The organism is Acidobacteriota bacterium (assembly GCA_033549365.1).
In the GTDB taxonomy this organism is placed as follows: Bacteria; Acidobacteriota; Aminicenantia; order Aminicenantales; family Saccharicenantaceae; genus JAWSUF01.
The window spans coordinates 601,204-622,850 of record JAWSUF010000001.1; the positions used below are offsets into that span (position 1 = coordinate 601,204).

Below are 21,647 nucleotides of genomic sequence, written 5' to 3' on the forward strand. Positions count from 1 at the left end.
GTAACCGCTTCGGAAGATCATTTCCGGGTCCGGCTCTTTTTTTTATTCTGACCCGCCGTGCGTCCTGCAGGCGTCTTACCCGGTCGCCCCCTCTTTTTCTCCGACCCGGCTTTGACGGCCTTTCCTTTCGGCCGTGTCGGTTCCGTCTTTCTTTTTCTCGCTTGAGGAGCATCCGCTGGGACCGGCGCCCCAATGTCAATCTCAACGCCGAAGATCTCGGACAGTTCCTTTTCATCGAGAGCGGACGGCCCCGCAGCCGCCTTCGTCACAACGCCGGACTCGACGGCCTCATCGAACAGCTCGGCCGTGTCCACCCCTCTCAAAACAAAAAGAAGCTCCGGCCGGCGGTCGAGCCGTGCGCCCACGCCGTAGAGGACGGCCGCGACATGTTTGCACATCACCGCATAGTCGGGACAGGAACACTTCAGTTCGATCTCGTTCTCCCTCGGAAACAATCCGTTCTCCGGATCGGTCATGACCTTCATCACGGCATCGGACAACCGCCCGCAGAGCAGTTCGACCACCGAGGAGATTTGCCCCGTCGACGCCTCCCGAATGGACTTCCAGCGGGACGCGGGAAGTTTTCTGAAAGCAATATCCACACGGTAGAGGTCCGTACCGAGGACCCTGGCCGTCACACGGCCCGGTTCGACGGCCAGGTCGCAGACGGCTCCGCTGCGGATGTAGGATCGTCCCCGCCCCAGTCTGTTCCAGAAATCGCAGTGGTTTTCCAGGTGGGTGCACCAGCCTTTACCCCAGAATGTCCGGGCGATCGTCCGGCCTTCAAGAATGACGGGATCGAGCTTCTCGCCCTTCTTGATGAGCTTTTCCATTCGCCGCGCCGCCGTCGCCTTCCGTTCCGCGACCGTCACATAACGCGGCCAGAACCGGTCATCGCTCCAACTCCGGCGCCGTCTTCGTCTCATGGCTCACTCTCCCGCGGCCCGGTGGATGTCAAGGGCCACAAATTCCAAAAGTTCGCGGTCGGACATCTCCGTCAGTCGCTTCTCAACCCCTTCCTCGATCAGCCCCCGGGCCAGGTCCGTCTTTTCGGAGATGAGGGCGTCGATCTTCTCCTCGATCGTCCCTTTGCAGACGAACTTGTGAACCATGACGTTCTTGGACTGGCCGATCCGGAAAGCCCTGTCGGTGGCCTGGTTTTCCACGGCCGGGTTCCACCAGCGGTCGAAGTGAATGACGTGGCCCGCCGCCGTCAGGTTGAGTCCGATTCCCCCGGCTTTGAGCGACAGGATGAAAAAGGGCGGACCATCTTCGCGCTGGAATTCCTCGACCAGACTTCGTCTCTTCCGGATGGGCGTCCCGCCGTGGAGGACGAGGCCCGGCCGGCCAAACACCCCGGACAGGAAGTCGGCCAGGGGGTCGGCGATCTCCCGGAACTGGGTGAAGACCAGGGCCTTTTCCTGCCGCGCGGCCAGTTCCTCGCAAATATCCCGCAACCGGGCGAACTTCCCGCTTCGGCCGGGATCGTAGTCGCCGTCGCCGGAGGCGTGGGCCGGGTGGTTGCAGATCTGCTTGAAACGCAGGATGGCGGCAAGGACGGCGCCTCGGCGCTCGATCCCCGTCCTCTCCTCAAGATGTTCCATCAGATCCCTGACCATATCCCGGTAAAGCGCCGCCTGGACCGGAGTGAGGTGGCAGAAGGCCTTGACTTCCGTTTTATCGGGAAGATCGTCGATGATGCTCTTGTCGGTCTTCAAACGCCTCAAGATATAGGGGCGAACCAGGGCCCGTAACGGCCCGTATGCGTCCGGACCGCCGGCGACGATCGACTTGGCATATTGTCCGAAGGTCCGTTCGGAACCGAGAAGCCCGGGATTCAGGAAGTCGAAGATCGACCACAGGTCGGACAGCCTGTTTTCGATCGGGGTCCCGGTCAGGACGATCCGCCGCGGGGCCGTGACTTCTTTGACGGCCCGAGCTTGACGGGTCGCCGGATTTTTCACGGCCTGGGCCTCATCGAGACCGATCAGGCTCCAGGATCGTTTGCGGAAGAGCGGCGTCCTGTGAAGAATGCCGTAGGTCGTGATGACCAGTTCCGGGCCGGCCTTGTCGACGCCGCTCTCCCCCTCCAGCCGGGAGGCCCACTCCGGGACGGGGGTTTCGGAGGGATGAGCATAGAGAACTTTCAAGCCGGGGGCGAAGCGTTCGATCTCCGCCTTCCAGTTGGCCACGAGCGAGGCGGGAACGACAAGGAGAGCGGGCGGAGAGTCGGCCGGGGCATCCCTCCGCAGAAGAAGGAGGAGGGCCAGAAACTGGATCGTCTTGCCCAGACCCATGTCATCGGCCAGGCAGGCTCCAAGACCGAGCTTGGACAGAAAGTGAAGCCAGCCGACGCCTTCGCGTTGGTAGGGCCGCAGAACCGCTCGAAAGTCCTTGCCGGGATCGGCGTCCGTCGCTTTCAGGCGTTCGGGATTCCGCAAAGCCTCAAGCAAGGCCGCCAGACCGGTTCCGGCGCGAACTCCGAACCATTCGGCGGTATCGGCCTCGCGGCCGGCTTTCGGTTCCGGCCCTTCCACTCCGGCGAGCAGACGCATCGCTTGAAGAAAGCTCAGGCCGTCCTTTCCGGCGCCCTTTCGGACGTTTTTCCAGTGAGCCATGAGTTGGGAAAGCCGTTCGGGATCGACTTCAATCCATTGTCCCCGGAGCGAGACCAGCCCGGGAGAAGCGCCGGCAATCGCGCGCCACTCGTCTTCGGTCAGGGACGTCCCATCGAGCGAGGCCTCGATGTTGAAATCGAGCAGGGTGTCGAGACCCAGGACGACGCCTCTTTTTTCGCCGATCGTCACGCTGACCCGGGGCCGGGGCGGGCGGCCGCCGTTCCACCAATCGGGCACTCGAACGATGATCCCGCTTTCTTCGAAAACCGGGATCTCTCTGAGGAAATTGTAGGCGTCGCGCGGCGTCCATGTCTGCGGCTTGTAGATCTCTCCGGATTCCACCATGCTCCTGATGAGAGGGCTCTTTTCGGCGGCGGCCTGGACCGGCGAGAGAAGCTTAAGGAGGGCGTTGCGGTTTTTTCGTCCTGCATATTCCTGGAGCGCCCGGTCGAGAGGGAGATATTGCGGCTTGGACCGATCCGACAGCCGCCCGGTGTAGGTCGCCATGAAGGCGAAAGGAAATTCGGGATTGCGTTTGTTCTCGGCGAGATGGAAGGTGACCCGGCCGACGAGACGCCAGTTGGGATCGTGTTCCCTCAGCCATCCGGCGGGCCCTTCCGGGTGGGCGGCGGCCTGAAGATGGGCATAGGCATCCATCAGTTTCCACATCCGGCTCAGGACCTTGGGCGTGAGATATTCGAGGCCTTTCATCGGGGGCACGCGATCCGTCACGGCCCTCAAGGACTCCGTGCCGGGGGGAGCGATGACGGTTGTGGGATCGGTCTCAATTCCCGGAGTCTGGCACAAGGCGGTTAAAAAACTTCGGGCAAAGCTCCTCCAGAAACCGAGGAGGGCCGAAGGAGGCGCCTCCCACTTCTCACCCGCAAGTTCCAGAAGGCCGAGGGCGTGATCTTGTCTCCAAAGGCCGCAAAGGCGCCGAACCTGAGGCGATGCGCCGGGGATGTCGGGCGGTTCGAGATAAAGCAAGCCTCCCGGAGAGAGTGCGACCTCGGGAAACCCCGGGCCGGAAGAATATTCAGGAGATGTGTCTGTCATTGTCTCGGAAAGGATATCCTATGCAACATGGGAAAAAAGTCAATCCGTCTTGCTTGGCTTTGGAAACACAAAGCGCATTGATCTCGAAAGGCGGCGCAGGTATATTGGCTTAAGAGGAAAATCAAATGACGCTCAAAAGCCTTCTCTCTATCGGCGCTCTCCTTCTTTTAGGCCTTGCAGCGGCCGCTCCGCAAACGGCACCGTCGTCCGCGACGGCCGTGGTCATCCACGGCGACACCAACCGGGACGGCCGACTGGACGACACCGACATCACCGGCCGCCACGCCTGGTCCTGGGAATCCGGGCCCTTCATCATGGCCAATCTCGACGACGACGACCGCAGCGGGTTGCCCGACGCCCACGATCAAATCGTCAACGGCCGGGCGGACGAGGCCGACCTGGCGAAATTTCGGGTCCTGATCGACCCTTCCCTGATATCCGGAAAAACCGAAATCTTCGTGGAAGCCTCCGGCCAACGCCGGCTGCGGCCGGGCCGCTTCAACATTTTTCAGCAATCCGGCGACGGCTGGATCTTCATCGACGCGGACACCCCCTTGTCTCTGTCCGGCACAGCGCCCCTCGTTCTCGGCGTTGAGGCGAAAACATTCGCCGGAGTCGGCGGCTGGGACGGCAGGCTGCGATTGTGGGTATCCGTGAGAACCGGCGATACGACGATCGCCGAGGACTTCGCCGAAGCCCGGGTCGCCCCCTGGCTCATGCTTCCCAATTCCGCCCCGACCCGGACTCTCTACATCGCAACCGGGGATTACGACAACTCCGCCATGATCCGGGAGATGAGCGGCATCCTTCCCCGCTGGGGTGTCGCGTTCCCGCCGCCTCACCCCGTCGCCAACTGGCGCGAAATGTGGGTGCAGGACACCGTGGAGATCGGTTATACAGAAATCCCGGGCGGCGGCCGGATGCACGTCGTTCTGAACGGAATCCGGGGCGCCGACTCGTTCGGCCCCACCCTGCTCGGTCCGGATATCGGCGTCATCACCGTGGGTTCCGTCCGCGATCTCAAAGGCCACGACGCCTGGGCGGACTGGTTCGGAAACCTCGAGGTCAGCCACCCCACCGATCAGTTCCCTATGGGCCGCATCTATTACGGAATCAACACAATATCCGGGATCGGCCTGCATCCCGAGATTGTGGCGTTTCTCGAGGCCCAGGTGCTCCAAAAGCCCTTCTGGGTGGACACCTCCTGGCTGGGGATCAAGCACGTCGACGAGATTTTCAACGTGATTCCCGGAAAGGACGGCCGAGGCATGGTGATCATGGGAAGCCCCGAAGCCGCCTCCGCTCTGACCGGCCGACCGCTGGACGACTTCAACCGCGGCATTCAGGACAGCCTGAACCGGATGCTGCGCGGCGGCGCCTACGAGATCGCCGGCAAACACGTGGATTATCCGGGGATCATCGCACTTTTGGGGATGGACGAAAGCCGGTTCATCCGCCTGCCCGTCCTGTTTTCTCCCGTCTCGGTCGACAAGGCCTCGGCCCGCCCCGGCGCTCACAGCCGGTGGTCCAACCCGGTGAACTCGGTCTTTCTCAACGGAAACATGCTCATCGGGAACGCGTCTATGCCCGCCGATGTTCAATCGGAAATCGCCGCCAAGCTCCGCGCCGCCGGCATCCGGGACGTCGTCTTCATCGACGACCGGATTTACCATGACCGCTGGGGCAACGTTCACTGCGCCACGAATACCCTGCGGGAACCGCCCGCTGGAGGTTTCCGGACCCGAATGACTGTCCGCTGATAAACGCCCGCCTCAAAGGCTATTTGAAAAAGTGGGATTTAGCTCGATCCTCGCCACGGCCACATCGGCGGAAAACGCCTTTTTGGCGGCGACAACGTGCCGATCGAAGACACGCCGTCGCGGGAAAAATCGTCGATAAGAAGTCCGTTCAGCGCAACCATCGCCAGGCAAACCAATGCGGCGATCATCGTCAAAACCACGTTCTTCTTCTGCGCGTCTCCAACCCCCGCTATTCGCTGACCGACACCTTTGCCCAAATAACCCGGAAAGCAAGCCTGCCGAGCAAGCGTCAACGCCTCGTGGCGTTAACCGCCTCGATGGATAACGCCCGCCGCCTTGACATCGCTCTTGCCGTTCATTAAGCTGGACGTCGAAAAACCGGCGGGAGTCAAGAGAATTCCCCGTTAATACGACATCTGAATCAAAGGGGTGAAACATGATATGGGTTCTTGTCCTGATCGCAACACTCGGTCTGTCCTCGTCGTGTCATGGCGATACCGGCGGAAGGGAGATCGAAAACCTCGAGGCGTTCACAAGGCTTTACGGGTATGTCAGGTTTTTCTATCCCGGAGACGAGGCCGCAGCCCTGGACTGGAACCGCTTCGCGGTCCTGGGTGCGATGCGTGTGGAAAATTCCCGGAGCCCGGCGGAACTCAAAGCGGCCTTGGAGGAGCTGTTCGGGCCCGTGGCCCCGGCCCTGATCATCAACAAGACAGGGCGGCAAACGAAGTTTCCAGCCGGCGACGCGACTCCGCCCGATCCGGAGGGCATGAAACCCGTAAGTTGGCTCCACTACGGCGCGGGATTCGGCAAAACGACCGGCCTTTACCAGAGTCTCCGCTCCAACCGGAAAACCGTCCTCGACGCCCCGCCCACGGCTTTCGGCAACCTTCTTCGATCCATGGACGCAACGCCGCTTCGGGGAAAACGCATCCGACTCAAGGCGGCCGTCAAGACGGAGGACTCCCAGGCTCAGCTTTGGCTCAGGGTTGACCGGGCCGGACAAATCCCCGGTCTCTTCGACAACATGGGCGACCGTCCCATCCGGTCCGACCGGTGGGGCTATTACGAAATCACGGGACGCGTGGACGATGACGCGGAGAGACTGACTTTCGGCTGCTTCCTGGTCGGCTCCGGCCGCATTTGGGCCGACGACTTCGAGCTTGCGGTCTGGGAAGGCGCGGAAGATGGGGCCTGGGAGCCGCTTCCCATCGGCAATCCGGGGTTCGAAGAGGATGACGAGGGAAGAGCCCCCAAGGAATGGAACACCGCGGGTGCGATGAGCGGTAACTACCTGTTCCGGGTCACGGCTGCGACCGCCGCATCCGGCGCCAAGAGCGTCTCGATCGAAAGCCGCCCCATCATCGTCACGGCGCCTCGTGTGAAGTTCGAGCATATCCCGGCCTTCGGAGAATCCATCACCAAGGACCTGGGGTCCGGACTCTCCTGTTCGATGCCCCTCGTCCTTATGGGATCTGAAGATCAGACCTATCCTCCCGCCCCCCGCCCGGAGCTCGAAAACCTGATTGCGGCCATGGACCGGGAGGTTCCGGAAACACTGTCCGGTATCGACCGTTACGTCCGGCTGGCCGGAACGGCCATCGCCTGGAACGTCTTTAGGCACTTCTATCCCTATTTCGACGTCGTTAAAACCGACTGGCCGGGTAAGCTTCGGGAAGCGCTTCAGGCGAGCTACCGGAACGAAACGGAAAACGATTTTCTTCTCACCCTGAAAGCCCTGGTCGCCGGACTGAATGACGGACACGGACGGGTCACATTGAGGGGCGTCCCCTCGCCGAACCACTATCCGCCCATCGACTGGGAATGGATCGAGGACCGGCTGGTGATCACTCGCATCTTTGACGAGGCCCTGACTCATGTCCGGGCGGGCGATATCGTCGCGGAAATCAACGGGACCGCAGCCCGGGAGGCTCTGGAAAACAAAGAGCGATATATCTCCGCGGCCACGGCGGGCTGGAAGCGCTACCGGGCGCTTTCCGAACTCAAGCTCGGAGAAAAGGACAAGACCTTCAGCCTGAAGATCGAACGGGACGGAGATGTTTTCGAGAAAACACTGACCGCCCGCCTCACCGCACAGGAATACAATGCCCGGGTTGAAGCCGCCGAGTCCGCGTCCCGCATGCTGGAACCCGGCATCCATTACCTGAACCTGAGCGTGATCTCCATGGAGGACATCGAAAAGCTCCTGCCGGATCTGGCAAAAGCCAAGGCCATGATCTGCGATATGCGGGGCTACCCCAACGGCAACCACGGCTTGATCGCGCATCTTCTCCGGGACAAGGAAAACTCCCGGTGGATGGGAGTGCCCCGGATCGTTTACCCGGACTACGAACAGGTCGACTATCACTGGTCGGGTTGGAACATGCAACCCAAGGAACCCTCCTTGACGGCCAAGGTCGTCTTCATCACCGACGGCCGGGCCATCAGCTACGCGGAATCCTACATGGGATATATCGAGGGATTCGACCTGGGCGTGATCGTGGGACAACCCACGGCCGGAACCAACGGCAATATCAACCCCTTCGAGCTTCCCGGCGGATACACGGTGACCTGGACGGGCATGCGCGTCGTGAAGCACGACGGATCACAACTTCACGGTGTGGGGATCCTCCCAGATGTCCCGATGGAGCGGACCGTGGACGGCGTCCGGCAGGGTCGTGACGAACTCCTGGAAAAAGCGCTGGAGATCGCCAAGAACCCGACAACCTGACGAGCCACTCACAACTCAACAACTTATACTTGGCTTCCTTGGTTAGTTGATAAAGCAAAAAAAGAACCCGGGGCATGTGAACATGCCCCGGGTTCCGATAGGGTTTGTTTTTAGTGGCCGGCGGCGCTCGGAGGCGCGGGCTCGTCGGGGCTGCCGGCGTTTTTCAGCGGAATCCGGATCAGAATCCAGGCCACAAGGAAGATCACCGGGAGACTGATCAGGAAGGACGGATTCTCGAAGAAAACAAAGTATTTGAAGATGAAGATCCCGCCGATGGCCAGGAACGCGATCAACAGGCCCATCAACGCTTCTCCGGCGATCAATCCTGAGGCCAGCAGAATCCCTACGTTTTCCGACCGGGCTTTCTGGGCTTCGTTGTGTTTGTAGCGTTTTCTGAAGACATCCAGCAAACCCTTGATCATGCCGCCGATAAAAATGGCAAACGTCGTCGTGAACGGCAGATACATGCCCACGCTGACCAGCATCGGGCTCTTGACGTTGGCCAGAACGAAACCGATGCCCATGAAGATGCCGACGATAATCAAAGGCCAGGCCATGTCGCCGCCGACAATCCCCCTCGCGAGGATGGCCATCAGGCTGGCCTGGGGCGCCGGCAGCTCTTCCGTGCCGAATCCACCCTGGTAGCCCGCGACTTCACCGCGCGCCACGTCTCCCGAATGCAAAACGGCCAACACGCCGAAAAGCACGGCGCCGGAGGCGATGACTCCGATGATATTGCCGACTTCCATCTTCCAGGGCGTCCCGCCGAGAATATGCCCGGACTTGAGGTCCTGCAGCATTTCGCCGGCCACGGCCGCCGAGACACAGACGATGGCGGCCACCCCCAGAACGGCCATGATGGCGGCGTCGCCCTTGCCGATGCCCAGGATCACCAGCACCAGCGCGGTGACCAGAAGGGCCGTCAGGGTCAGGCCGCTGATCGGGTTGTTCGACGAACCGATGACGCCGACCAGGTAGCCGGAAACGGCGGCGAAGAAAAAGGCCAGAATCGTCATCAACGCCGAGGCGACCAAGGATGTCAGAACGGGCGCCTTGAAGATAAACAACATGATGGCGAAGGTGGCCAGAGACACCCCGAAGATTCCGGCGAGAACCAGCGGGAAACGGATATCCTGCTCGGTCCGTTCCACTTCTTCACCGGTTCCGGAGGCCGCTTTCTTGACATCGGCGACCGAACGGGCGATGCCCTCGGTCAGGCTCTTGCGCATTTTGAACAAAGTGTAGGTCGCGCCGACCAGCATGCCGCCGATGGCGATCGGCCGGACGACGCTCATCCAGACCTGTTTGGCCAGAGCCAGCCATTCCGCGGCATTGGTGGGATTGACGCCGGTTTCAGCGACCAGGCTGGGTCCCATGAAATAAAGGATGATCGGGGTCAGCAAACCCCAGGCCAGCAGTCCTCCGGCGAAGGCCAGCGACCCGAGCATCGGACCGATGATGTAGCCGACACCGATGTAGGCCGGCTTGACGCCGAAAGATCCCAGAAACATGCCGCCCTGACCGGTGAATTTCGTTCCGGCGATGGTCTGCTTGCCCCAGATGACGAATTTTTCCCAGGCAACGGCAAACAGCTTGACTTCGGCCAACAGCTTGATGACCGCGCCCACGCCCATGGCCCGGAAGAGGAATTTCGAGCCTCCGCCCTCGGCCCGGCCGGCCTTATGGATTTCGGCCGCGGCCACGCTTTCGGGGAACGCCAGTTCCGGATCCCGGACCATGACCCGCCGCAGCAGGGCCACGAACATGATGCCCAGGATGCCGCCGACGATCATGATGATGGTCGAGGTCAAGTAATTCCCTGCGGTGAAGAAAGGATCCCAGAAGCCGGCGATGAAAAAGGCCGGCAGGGTGAAGATGGCCCCGGCGGCCACGGATTCTCCGATCGCCCCCACAGTCCTTGCCAGGTTTTCTTCCAGGATGCTGCCTTTGACGATGCGCAGCAGGGCCATGCCGACAACCGCCGCCGGGTAGACCGCGGCGATGGTCATCCCGGCCTTGAGCCCGAGATAGGCATTGGCCGCGCCCAGGATCACCGACATGAAAAGGCCGATGAGCAACGCCCGCAGGGTGAATTCCCTCATCTTCGTGTCCGAGGGGGGAACAACGGGAACGTAATCTTTCTTTTCCGCCATTTTTCTCTCCTTTCCCAACCTCAAGCCGTTCTTTGCTTGATTTTGCCTATTCTCTTAAAAAATTCGGGTTGAAGTCAAGTCGATTTCGACTCTATGCCGACGATGCCGGATAGCGGTTGCGGTAGGCGAACTCGGGCAGCGGCAGGCGGGGCGGCCGCGCTTTTTCCAGCGCGATCTGCTTGTCGTTGAGAACGGGGTTCAATTCGTCATCCTTCGCGCCGATCATGATCAGGGTGATGACCTCGAACTCATCCGGGATGCCTAGGACGGCCCGCGTCTTTTTCGGGCTGAAGCCGGCGATGGGATGGGCGACAAACCCCAGCTCGACGGCCCGCAGGATGAGAAAGCCGGAAGCCAGGCCGCAGTCGAACTGATGGTATTTTCGGGTGTGGATGACGCAATCGTCCTCCTCGCGGCTGAACACGGCGACGATCAGGGAGGCGCGGTGAGCCCACTTATTCCCGTCGGTGAGGACGTCCCTCATCCGCGCGATCTGCTCCGCGTCATCGACAAAGACAAACCGCCAGGGCTGACTGTTAAAGCAGGAGGGAGCGAGCCCGGCACATCGTGCCAGATCGGACACAAGATCGTCGTCGACGACAATCGGTTTCAGCGATCGGAAGGCGCGGCGGCGGTCGATGGCTTCCCGAACATCCATGGTCATCCCCTTTCTATCCTGATCTATTCATAAGAATGCCGATGAGTTGCCTAACTCCTTAAATATCCGCCGATAAAATAAAGTTCCGCCCGGGTTTTGTCAACGTCCCGCCGTTCGTGTGTGATAGCCAAGCAAGCCATATGACTTCTGGACGACATCGGATGATCGAACGGAAACGACTCGTTTTATCATAACCTGTTTGGACAGGCTTGGTGAGCGTATGGCTCAAGCTATCTGATTACCAAGCCCCGGGGGTTGTCCCCGTCCGGAAACACAATCATATGGTCCTCGAGTGAACGGATCCCTTCGATCCGGAGCACCATTTCGATGCGGGCGTGACGGCGCGTCTCGATGGTCAGGCCCTTGACCATGCCTTTCTGAGAAACACCTCGGAAACCGATGTTCCGTCCATCCTTGAGATGGGAATCGGCCTTCGTCAACCGGAACCCGCGGATCCGGCTTATCTTCTCGGAAATTTCGATTCGGCCGGAAAATTCCCGTCTCTCTTCGCTCCACCAGCGGATGCGGCATGTCCGGCCGTCCTGGCTTATCATGAAGGCCGAGGGCATGCCGCGGAGACGTCCGATCTTCCGAATCAGGTCCGCTTCCTTCAAAGGCGATTCGGGCGATTCCAGCGCCTTCAGGTACTCCTTTTCCGCGGCGTCATTCATGCCCTTGAGCCGGAGCACATCGCCGCGTATGGTGTGCACCGAGGATCGAAACGACGGGGTTTGATCGTCCAGGGGCCTGATTCTCCGCAGAAGTGCCTGGGCTTCCTCCGCACCGTCCATCCCTACAGCAACGTCGGCATTGTGAAGAAGATACTTGTCGATCTGCCCGCTCAGGAAACCGAAGACGTAGTTAGGGATATCGAGCCGCCAATCCCCCGGCTGCGGCGCCCATCCCGCCGGGTCGTCCTTTCCCAGGGCATCCAGAATCGCCAGAGCTTCCCCATTTGCTCCGGCGAGCAGGAACGTATAAGCAAGAAAAAGATCGGTTTCCAGGCGCTTCGTCTCCCCTATCGGCAGTGTTTTGAAGAACCGCATGAGATGGCTGACTTTGTCCATGAGAGTCCGGTCCCTGTCCGGATACAAGATGAGCGTATAGAGGGAAAAACTGTGAATTTCAATGTTCGCGGACAGGTCTCGGAGGCGCCGGGCGTCATCGTCGTGGAACGGGGCGTCGCCCAATACCATCCAAAGTCTCGCGGGGACGTTGGCATTCCACTGAAAATAGAAATCCGGAGCTTCGAAAAATGTAGCGCGCGGGCGGCCTGTCCGCGGCATGGCGATCGGTTTGGCAAAGACAAAGGCCAGGGAATTGATAGGGCTGTCGGAAAGGACCAACTCCTCATTGTCGATTCGATCCTTCATGTGATCGACGATGCCCGCGTTCCGGGGAAACGCGCGCGACTTCCAGATCGTGCTCCTGAACTCCAGGAGGCCCAGGAGTTCCCCGGAAAGAATTGCGGCGACCAACGCAATCCGCAGGATGGTCCGCCCCGCCGGATACCAAGATCCCCGGCGGATTTCGAGCCGGCGGCCGGCGATAACGGAATCCCATGCGCCGAACCCCCCGGCCATCAGCAGATATAAGATGGGCGCCAGGAAACTGAACTTGTTGGTCTGGATGGTCTGGTAAGGAGCCGCCGGGTTCGAGAAAACAAATAAAACCAAGGGAAGCGTGAGGTACAGGATCCAGAGGATCCACTCCCGGGTTTTATTTTTCATAAAGGCGGCCAAGCCCAGGGCCGCAAGCAACATCTTGAAGAAAAAAAGCAAGGGCCAGGTTGCATGATCCAGCAGACGGGAGATGACTTCCTTGGAATAGGGAAGCAGGGCGAGTTCGGTCCGGCCGTTCATCAGACCCTCGGAGGCCTGCTTGAGAAAGATGAACAAATCGCCCTGCTCGATTCCGTTGCTTCGGGTGGGGAGATAGAGGAAATAGACGGCAATCATGGCCGCAACCGAGGCCGCCGCAAACCGCACGGCGAGACACACGGCCGGGTGATCCCATCGCAGGCGCTTCGTCTTCCACCAACTCACGGCCGACAGAACGCCGACGTAGGCGGCATGAACGGGCAAGATGATCAGCATGAACAAATGCATATAGATCCCGATCGAAAGCGACAGGGCATAACCCGCCCAAAATATCGCACGGTCCTCCTTGACGGCTCGAAGAAAGCAATACAGCGCCAGAAGGGAAAAAAGCACCATGCCCGAATAGCCACGCGCCTGCTGGGAGAAAAAGATGAGCCACCCCGAAGTCGCGCCGAAAACCGCGGCCATGAGGGCTTCCTTTCTCCTCGGGAAAACCAGTCGGCCGACGCGGTAAAGGATCCAAACGGCGAGAATGCCGAAAACGGCCGAGGGCAGCCGGGCCATGAATTCAAGTTGTCCCAGAGGCAGAAGGAAATGAAGGATGGCGGGGTAAAGAATGCTGCCGTAGTTAACGCCGAGGATCTCCGGCAGCGGCTGGGTCGCCGGCACGACGGTGAAATAGGGCTCGTCGCCGTAGAGGGCCCGGTCCCCCAACCGGTGAAAACGGAGAAAGACCGCCGCCGCCATAATAATGAGGAGGGCGGCGATCGCGAGGGCTTTCCGCTTGCGGAAATCTTTCACGCAAGCGTTTTGCTCATGTGAATTTCCTGATTGCGCCCGCCCGGAAATTGCCGTCTTTGAACCCATTACCCTACTTTTTTTATTTAAGGATTATAAATCAGACCGCGGGCAAGAGTCCAGAACCGGGAAGCCGGCGGCGGATTCTCCGCGATGAACGTCGACTGCGGGCCGGGGTTGACAAGAGAGACGGAATGTCGTCTTCTAGGCCCGAGATGATCGACCTGGCCGTCGTCGCGGCTTTCGTCGCCCTGGCCCTCTGGAACGGAATGCGGGCCCGCCGCCGGGCCTCGAGGAACCTCGAGGAGTATTTCCTGGCCGGACGGGACGTGGCCGGTTGGAAGTCGGGGCTGAGCATGGCCGCCACCCAGTACGCCGCCGACACCCCCCTGCTGGCCACAGGACTGGTGGCCACCGGGGGACTCTTTCTTCTCTGGCGTTTCTGGATCTATGGATTCGGGTTCCTTCTCCTGGCCTTCGTCTTCGGAGAGCTGTGGCGCCGGGCGGGTGTTCTCACCGACGCCGAGCTGACCGAGATCCGCTACAGCGGCCGGGGGGTGCTGGCCCTGCGCATCCTGAAGGCCGTCTATTTCGGGACCGTGGTCAACAGCTTTTTCCTGGCCATGATCCTGACGGCGGCCGTGCGCATCACCGAAGTCTTCCTCCCCTGGCATCGCTGGCTGCCGCCGTCGCTTTACCAAAGTCTGGCCGGCTTTCTGCGGGCCCTGGGCCTGGGCGACTCCGGGGCCTTCCTCAGCATCGTCCTCGTCCTGGCCTTCGTGCTCCTTTATTCGACTCTCGGAGGACTGCGCGGGGTCGTGGTCACCGACATCCTGCAGTTCGGCTTCGCCATGGTCGGCACGCTGGTCTACGCCGTGCTGATCGTTGACGCGGCCGGGGGGCTGGGCGGGCTCGGAGCCCGAATCGTCGAGATCTACGGAGAAACCCGGGGCCGCGAGTTCCTGGGGTTCCTGCCGTCCCGTCATGGGGCTCTTTTCCCGTTCCTGGCGGTCATCGGGCTCCAGGGCCTCTTCTGGATCGGGAGCGACGGCACGGGCTACCTCGCGCAGAGGGCCATGGCCTGCCGCAGCGACCGCGACGCCCGGGCGGCCGGCGTCGTTTTCACCTGGGTCCAGGTCTTTCTCCGGAGCCTGGTCTGGCTGGTCATCGGGCTGGGCCTGCTTGTCCTCTATCCGTTCACCGAGGCCGAGGCCGGTGCCGCCGGGTTCGCCGCCGCCCGGGAGATGACCTTCGTCACCGGGATCAACGACCTGATGCCCGCCGGCCTCAAGGGCCTCATGCTCGCCGGCCTGCTGGCCGCCCTGGCCTCGACGATCGACACCCACCTGAACTGGGGGGCGTCCTACTGGACCAACGACATCTACGCCCGGCTCGTCTGCCGGGCCTGGCTGAAGCGTACGCCCCGGGACCGTGAGCTGGTCGTGGCCGCACGTCTTTCGAACTTCGTCATCCTGGGTCTGGCGCTGGTCATCATGGGCGCTCTGGGCTCCATCCAGGCCACCTGGTTCGTGTCTCTGCTTTTCGGCGCCGGGGTCGGCGGGGTGCTGATGCTCCGCTGGCTCTGGCACCGCATCAATCTCTGGTCGGAGGTGGCGGCCCTCGGGGTTTCGCTCACGGCCGCCCCAATCCTGCTGATCGCCGTCGGGGAAGAGTGGGTGCGGCTGGGGCTTATGGTCCTCGTCTCGATGGGCGCGGCCGTGGCAGCAGCGCTTTTCGGGCCGCGAACCGACGGGGGGACCGTGACAAGGTTCTTCGAGCGGGTGCGGCCGCCCGGAGCCTGGAAGGCTGTCGCCGGCGAGGGCGTGCGGCCCGAGGCGGGGCTGTGGAAGCGAACCAAAACGGCCCTGTTCATGGCCGCGTCCCTGCTCCTGGCTCTCACCGGGCTCGTGCGGCTGCTCATCCCGGTGCCCGGGATCTCCCCGGCTGCTGGCTGGGTTTCGATAGCGGCGGCTTTTGCTCTGATCCCCCTGTGGCGGTCAAAAAGCCTGCTTTAACTTGCAGCAGCCAAAGCAGCCTAAGAGACGGGCCCGCCGGCCAACCTGTTGAGATCAATCTCCTTTCTTATACGTCTTATCCTTTAAAGGAACTTTTATGATTGAATAATTACACTTATAAGTGTAAAATATCATGAAACGGAAGGAGTTGGAAAAAAATCTTAAGAACATGGGCTGGGCACTCGTTCGACATGGAAGAAAACATGACATTTGGTCGAATGGCACCTTGGATGTGGCCGTGCCGCGACATCGAGAGATCCATGAATATACGGCAAGGGCTATTCTTAAACTCGTTGACGGAGAAAAGGAATGAGATTGCCAGGTAGGATTTTAAAAAACGGAAAATATTGGATCATCGAAGTCCCTCTGCTTGCCGTCACAACTCAAGGCAGGACCAAAGAGGATGCTTGCGAGATGATCGCTGATGCTATCGAATCCCTCGTGAATGAAGAAGGATTTCAAATCGATGTCTTTAAGGGAAGAGGGGACTACTTTGAGATCGGGTCCTCAGATTTTCCGGTTCTTGCTTCGTTTCTCCTTCGCCGCCGCAGGATGATTCATGGTCTCACATTAAAAGAAGTGGCCCGACGGTTGGGTGCTAAGTCCTATAATTCATACGCCCGCTACGAGCAAGGCCGGGCGATCCCAACGATCGAAACCTTTAATCGGTTATTGACCGCCCTTTCGGATGAAGTTGACTTTGTGCTCACGGAAAGCCGGGTTTAATTCTCATTCAATGACAAAGCTCAGACGACCTCGTACCCTTCTCGTCAGGCTCGATCGCGTATTGCTTTCCCTTTTTTCCGGTCTTCGGATTTGTTGTCAGCACTCTCGACCGTTCTTGACGTCCCACGAAAGACGATTTAGGATGATTTGCACGACAGGGATGCGATTTATGCTCGATATCGGACTCTCAAAGGTGCCGAGTGGAAAGGAGAAAGATTGATGCGTGCAAGCCGGGTTATTCATGTGGTCAGCTGTCATGCTGAAGGCGAAGTCGGAGACGTGATTGTCGGCGGAGTCGCTCCGCCGCCCGGAGATACGATCTGGGAACAATCCCGCTGGATAGCCCGGGATCAGCAATTGCGGAAATTCCTGCTCAATGAACCGCGCGGGGGTGTTTTTCGCCATGTCAATCTCCTCGTTCCTCCCAAGCATCCCAAAGCTCAGATGGGTTGGATTATCATGGAACCCGAACACACGCCTCCGATGTCAGGCTCAAATTCCATCTGTGTTTCAACAGTCCTGCTTGAAACAGGAATCATCCCAATGAAAGAACCGGAAACAAAGATGATTCTTGAGCCGCCGGGAGGCCTGATTGAGGTGGTCGCCCGCTGCGAGTCGGGAAAGGTTACCAGGGTCACGGTCCGGAATGTTCCTTCCTTTGTTGATAAAGCGAATGTCGGTCTGGAAGTCGAAGGAATCGGCACCCTGACCGTCGACACGGCTTATGGCGGTGACAGTTTCGTCATCGTTGATGCAACCGCACTGGGTTTTAGACTTGTCGCCGATGAAGCGCGGGATCTTGTTGAAACGGGAATGAGAATAACCCATGCCGCCAATGAACAGCTTGGCTTCCATCATCCGGAAAATCCCGACTTGAAACACATTTCATTCTGTCAGATTGCAGCCCCCCTGAAAAAGGAAAACGACAGCTGGCTCGGACGCAATACCGTCGTCATCCAGCCGGGAAAACTGGATCGCTGCCCTACGGGAACCGGTTGTTCCGCCCGCATGGCCCTCCTGCATGATCAGGGGCTGTTGCAGACCGGAGACCATTTTATCGGTGAGTCCATCATCGGTTCGCGTTTCCACTGCCGGATCGACTCGCTGACCCGGGTAGGTGAAAAGCAGGCTGTTGTTCCGCTCATTTCAGGACAAGCCTGGATCACAGGCACCCATCAACACCTGTTGGATCCGATGGATCCATGGCCGGAGGGCTACCGGGTAGCCGATACCTGGCCTCATTTCTAAGTCTGCTTCCATCTCAAGCACTCACGACCGTTCTTGACATCGTCCCGAGGGAGAATTTACTATCGTTATGCCTTTTTTTATCCCTAAGAAAGGATGACAATACGGGAGCATATTCTGCTCAGCCTGCCGGGGATCAAGGGGGAGTTCTACGCCGGGGAGTACATCCAGTGGATTGAGGTCGCCGCATTCGAGCATAACATCCCAGGCTTGCCCAAGCCCCTGGCGCTGCTCAGCGGCGCCCAGCCCGGCCGGCCCACAGGCGCCTTCACCTATCCGGCGGCGAGCCGCCCCTTCGAGATGGGGAGCAACTGGACCGGCGTGGCTCTGGCAAAGATGATTGATAAATCTACGCCCCAACTCATGTACGAAGTCAAGCAAGGGAGGACCGGCTTCCCATCGATGAAGCTTAATCTGTGCAGCCTTGAGTCGTGGGGAGATGTGAAGCTGCTCATATCCCTGGACTTCGAGGAGATCCAGATCGTCCACCGCGAGATCATCAAGCCGGGCTCCGGTGACCGCTCGGGGATGCTGAAGGACTTAGACCCGAACAAGGACATTGAGATCATCTACCTGCAACCGACCAAGGTGCAGTGGAGAACCGGAGACGGGCGGTAAATTTTCATTTTCTCGGCAAAAACCCAAACACGCCGGGCCGCGCGGTCACTGACGGCACGGGGCAGGCTCATGGCCGAACGCGAGATCGAACCGCGGCGGCACGACGTCGCGCCCCTGCCGGTCAATGAACCCCCACCGGCCGCCGACACGCACCGGGGCCGGTTCGCCCGCAAACGTCAACGCCGCATCGAAGCGCGGCTCGATGACCGTGCGCCCTTGCCGGTCGATGTAGCCGTAGCGGTCCCATGCCGCGCGCTGGGCCGGCGCGAGACCGCCGTTGAACGGGCCGGCCGCGAAAAACTCCGGCGCAATGACGATGCGGCCTTCAAGGTCCATGTATCCCCGGCGCAACTCCCGCCGTTCCGAGATGACGCAGAGTCCTTCGGAGAAGAGGCTCTCCGCCTGGTATTCCGGCAACCGCACCTCGGCCGGCGGCATGATGTAATCCCGCGCGCAGCCGCCGGCCAGTGCGCCGGCCATCAGCAAAACGAGGACCTTGCGTGTGCGGCGGGTGCGGTCCATAAGGCGCGACACGAAGCGGCCAAATTTGCCGGAGCGGGCGAGTTGGTCTTTGATCCGGGCGAGTTCTGCCTGTTTGTCGGCGTCTGTAGGGACGCGGTCGTGAAGCGGAATACCAGCCTGCTGCGACAGCCACCGGCCCAAACAGCGCGACTCGGTCGGGTCATGGATCGAGTGCGTAATCCTGATTTTCTCGGGCGTCTTGCCGGCACGCGTGTGGAGCGACGGCGAAAGCTCGATCGCATGGAGATGAAACCATGCGTCGTTGTCGCTGTCGCGAGACTCCGTCAATTCCAGCGCCCCGGCTTGGCGGAGTTCCGTCACTGCGCCGGCGAACCGGCGTTGGTGAACCAGCCTGCCGCGTTCGATCCGCCATTCTTTCCGGTCTCGAAACATCCAGAGCGTTTGCCGGGCGAGCCAGGCGCCCAACACGGTCAGCATCAGCGTCACCCCCCACAAATTCGGTTCGCTCAGGCTTTCACGCGCCAGCAGCACCAGGGCGGTCCAGACGACGCCGGTGACGATCGCGACGGTGACGGCTTGCCGGCGGCGGGTTTGCAGGTTAGGTACGAGCAATCGTTCGCCGAGCGCTCCGGCGGCTTCCTGCCAATCCTCGGGCAACGCCGCCGGTTCAACTGACGTGCCTTCGTCCGGCAACCCCAATGCGGCGCTCAGTCGCCGCGCGGCTTCGGCTCGTTCCGCGGGCGTGCCGAGGTCGGACAGCTCCAGAAGGTTCGAGCTCAGTTGCACCATCAAGGTCGTGTCGGCGGGCTGAACGAACACGCGCCGGATCTCGTTCCGCGCCAGAGCGCGGGTGGACGTAAACGGACCGAGCCGGCGCACGCGCCACAGCGCATCCCGATCAAGCACCAGTCGGTCCTTCGCCCAAACCAAACGCAACAGTTCCCGGATCGCCATCACGCCGCCGACCGTCCAGACGGCAAGCCAAACCAGAAGGAATGCTCCGGCGCCCAGCGCCGTGGCCATCCGAAGAGGTTCATCGGCGCCGGCGACCGGACGGCCCGTCAGCAAGGCCCAAATCCCCTGACCGAGGACGAACAACGCAAATGCTTCGCCTAAAGCCCATCCGCACAACCACAGCAACAGAAACGCCGCGCTGCCAAATCGTCCGGCGCCATGTGGCCGGAAAATGAACTCGTCTGCAGCCCAAGACTTTGTTTCGATACCCATTCTGTTTCGCCAACGGTTGGGTTCAGCCGCTCGGTGGCCTAGGGACATTGTAATACCGGATTCGTTCTTCCACAACAAAGCCGAATCTATCCGGCGTTAGAGCGAGATGTCAAGCCTGGCTGACTGCTATCCTGCTCTGGCTGCTGGATTTTGCTGATAATAAACAACTTATATTTATTTCAGCCGAAAAAACGGCCTTTTTAGCTCTAATTCTTTTGTTATCAGTAATATCCAGCAGCCAGAGCACATTATCCCGTTCCAGCCGTTTGTGATCGTTCGTCATCTTTATAATATTCGTCATACCGTAAACTAATGATATTATTCGTTGCAGTTTACGCTATAGCTTGATATCATTGGCATACGAGGTGGCTGACATGATTAAAAGAGAAGCCTACATGGACAGGATTCGGCCTTTTATCGATAAAGATTTGGTGAAGGTCTTTACCGGAATTCGCCGTTCAGGCAAGTCGACTCTTCTGAAACTTGTTCAACAGGAAATGATCGCCGCAGGTGTTTTGGAAAATCAAATCTGTACGATCAACTTCGAGAGCCTGGCGTATGCAAACCGGGACATGCTGAGCATTTATCAGGAACTGAAACGTTTCAGTGAAAGCCACAATAAAAAAACCTATGTGTTTCTCGATGAAATCCAGGAGTTGACCGGTTGGGAAAAAATGGTGAACTCTCTGAGAGTCGATCTGAATTGTGATTTATACATTACCGGGTCAAACTCAAAACTGCTGTCCGGAGAGCTGGCCACTTATCTTGCCGGCCGTTATATTGAGATTGCCGTCTATCCCTTTTCTTTCAAGGAAATGATGAAAATGAAGAAAGAAAAGCGATCGACCCTATCTCCGGAAGAAGAATTTCAAATCTTTCTCCGGTTCGGCGGCATGCCCTTTCTTTACGAAAATGATCTCGATCAAACCGCCGCCCTCGATTATTTGAGGGACATCTATAACTCGATCCTGCTGAAAGATATTATCGCCAGACATTCCATTCGAGATATCGAGCTGTTTGAACGCGTCATCTCTTATCCTCTCGCGAATGTCGCCAATTCATTTTCCGGCGCCAATGTCATGAAATATCTCAAGAACGAAAAAAGGACGTTGTCTCTGGAGACTTTGTATAACTATATCTCTCATGCCCGGGAGGCATGTCTTCTTTACCTGGTTCCGCGCAAAGACGTTCAGGGAAAAAAATTGCTGAAATTCCAGGAAAAGATTTTTTTGGCCGATCCGGGCATCCGTGAGGCCGTTTATGGAAACAACCAAAGAGATATCAACCAGATCCTTGAAAACATTGTTTTTCTTGAGCTCCGGCGGAGAGGATACGACGTTCATATCGGGAAATCGAATGGAAGAGAAATCGACTTCATTGCGGAAAGAACATCTCAAAAGATTTATATCCAGGTTGCCTACCTGATAACGGATCCGGCCGTTGCCGAACGGGAATTTTCAGCGCTGGCCGGCATTCAGGACAATTTTCCCAAAATGGTGTTGAGTCTTGACAAGTTCGATTTCAGCCGCGAAGGGATCATTCACAAAAATCTCATTGAATTTCTAATGGAACAGGAATCCGTGGAGGTCAACGCTTTCGCCGGAAGTCCATAGCCGTCTCATCATGACTGCTATCCTGCTCTGGCTGCTGGAATATGCTGATAATGAAAACTCCCCGGGCTGAAGCCCGGGGTTTCGGCCCTGTGGCATAATCTGACTATGGGTTTTTTCGCTGATCAC

15 protein-coding genes are annotated in these 21,647 nt (G+C 59.2%); 8 read left to right on the forward strand and 7 right to left on the reverse strand.

What is annotated here, in order from left to right:
* Positions 1 to 17: 17 nt before the first annotated feature.
* Together SCM96_02690 and SCM96_02695 are read right to left on the reverse strand one after the other, a co-directional pair.
* The gene (locus SCM96_02690) at positions 18 to 926 is read right to left on the reverse strand and encodes an SWIM zinc finger family protein (protein ID MDW7759527.1); all 909 of its coding nucleotides are present in this window, start codon (positions 924 to 926) and stop codon (positions 18 to 20) included.
* Positions 927 to 929: 3 nt separating this feature from the next.
* Positions 930 to 3,674: a DEAD/DEAH box helicase gene (locus SCM96_02695; GenBank protein MDW7759528.1), complete on the reverse strand. Its 2,745-nt coding sequence runs from the start codon at positions 3,672 to 3,674 to the stop codon at positions 930 to 932.
* A gap of 125 nt (positions 3,675 to 3,799) precedes the next feature.
* Between SCM96_02695 and SCM96_02700 the strand changes: the two genes are divergently transcribed.
* On the forward strand, positions 3,800 to 5,434 hold the full coding sequence (locus SCM96_02700) for a protein-arginine deiminase family protein (protein ID MDW7759529.1): 1,635 nt from the start codon (positions 3,800 to 3,802) through the stop codon (positions 5,432 to 5,434).
* Positions 5,435 to 5,472: 38 nt separating this feature from the next.
* Here the strand turns inward: SCM96_02700 and SCM96_02705 are convergent, their stop codons facing one another.
* Entirely contained in the window at positions 5,473 to 5,727 is a 255-nt protein-coding gene (locus SCM96_02705; protein MDW7759530.1) for a hypothetical protein, read from the reverse strand.
* Between the two features lie 143 nt (positions 5,728 to 5,870).
* Between SCM96_02705 and SCM96_02710 the strand changes: the two genes are divergently transcribed.
* Positions 5,871 to 8,165 (forward strand): S41 family peptidase, encoded by a 2,295-nt coding sequence (locus SCM96_02710; protein ID MDW7759531.1) that lies wholly within the window; start codon positions 5,871 to 5,873, stop codon positions 8,163 to 8,165.
* A gap of 110 nt (positions 8,166 to 8,275) precedes the next feature.
* Here SCM96_02710 and SCM96_02715 read toward each other — a convergent pair whose 3' ends face one another.
* The 3 genes from SCM96_02715 to SCM96_02725 form a co-directional block, all read right to left on the reverse strand.
* Positions 8,276 to 10,318 (reverse strand): oligopeptide transporter, OPT family, encoded by a 2,043-nt coding sequence (locus SCM96_02715; protein ID MDW7759532.1) that lies wholly within the window; start codon positions 10,316 to 10,318, stop codon positions 8,276 to 8,278.
* A gap of 91 nt (positions 10,319 to 10,409) precedes the next feature.
* Positions 10,410 to 10,982, reverse strand: a complete 573-nt coding sequence (locus SCM96_02720; GenBank protein ID MDW7759533.1) for a nitroreductase family protein — start codon at positions 10,980 to 10,982, stop codon at positions 10,410 to 10,412.
* A 224-nt stretch (positions 10,983 to 11,206) separates the two neighbouring features.
* A complete protein-coding gene (locus tag SCM96_02725) occupies positions 11,207 to 13,597 on the reverse strand; it encodes a glycosyltransferase family 39 protein (GenBank protein MDW7759534.1) in 2,391 nt (796 codons plus the stop codon).
* A 191-nt stretch (positions 13,598 to 13,788) separates the two neighbouring features.
* Between SCM96_02725 and SCM96_02730 the strand changes: the two genes are divergently transcribed.
* The 5 genes from SCM96_02730 to SCM96_02750 all read left to right on the forward strand — a co-directional run bounded on the left by SCM96_02730 (position 13,789) and on the right by SCM96_02750 (position 18,198).
* Positions 13,789 to 15,609, forward strand: a complete 1,821-nt coding sequence (locus tag SCM96_02730; protein ID MDW7759535.1) for a sodium transporter — start codon at positions 13,789 to 13,791, stop codon at positions 15,607 to 15,609.
* A gap of 133 nt (positions 15,610 to 15,742) precedes the next feature.
* Positions 15,743 to 15,922 carry a type II toxin-antitoxin system HicA family toxin gene (locus SCM96_02735; GenBank protein ID MDW7759536.1) on the forward strand — a complete coding sequence of 60 codons (180 nt, stop codon included), beginning with the start codon at positions 15,743 to 15,745 and terminating at the stop codon, positions 15,920 to 15,922.
* Positions 15,919 to 16,335: a helix-turn-helix domain-containing protein gene (locus SCM96_02740; protein MDW7759537.1), complete on the forward strand. Its 417-nt coding sequence runs from the start codon at positions 15,919 to 15,921 to the stop codon at positions 16,333 to 16,335. Before SCM96_02735 ends, SCM96_02740 begins: the two co-directional genes overlap by 4 nt.
* A 219-nt stretch (positions 16,336 to 16,554) precedes the next feature.
* The gene (locus SCM96_02745; protein MDW7759538.1) at positions 16,555 to 17,583 is read left to right on the forward strand and encodes a proline racemase family protein; all 1,029 of its coding nucleotides are present in this window, start codon (positions 16,555 to 16,557) and stop codon (positions 17,581 to 17,583) included.
* A gap of 93 nt (positions 17,584 to 17,676) precedes the next feature.
* A complete protein-coding gene (locus SCM96_02750) occupies positions 17,677 to 18,198 on the forward strand; it encodes a type VI secretion system tube protein Hcp (protein ID MDW7759539.1) in 522 nt (173 codons plus the stop codon).
* A gap of 45 nt (positions 18,199 to 18,243) precedes the next feature.
* Here SCM96_02750 and SCM96_02755 read toward each other — a convergent pair whose 3' ends face one another.
* Positions 18,244 to 19,908, reverse strand: coding sequence for a WG repeat-containing protein (locus tag SCM96_02755; GenBank protein ID MDW7759540.1), 1,665 nt, complete (start codon positions 19,906 to 19,908; stop codon positions 18,244 to 18,246).
* 374 nt (positions 19,909 to 20,282) lie between these two features.
* Between SCM96_02755 and SCM96_02760 the strand changes: the two genes are divergently transcribed.
* Positions 20,283 to 21,521, forward strand: coding sequence for an ATP-binding protein (locus tag SCM96_02760; protein MDW7759541.1), 1,239 nt, complete (start codon positions 20,283 to 20,285; stop codon positions 21,519 to 21,521).
* Positions 21,522 to 21,647: the final 126 nt, after the last annotated feature.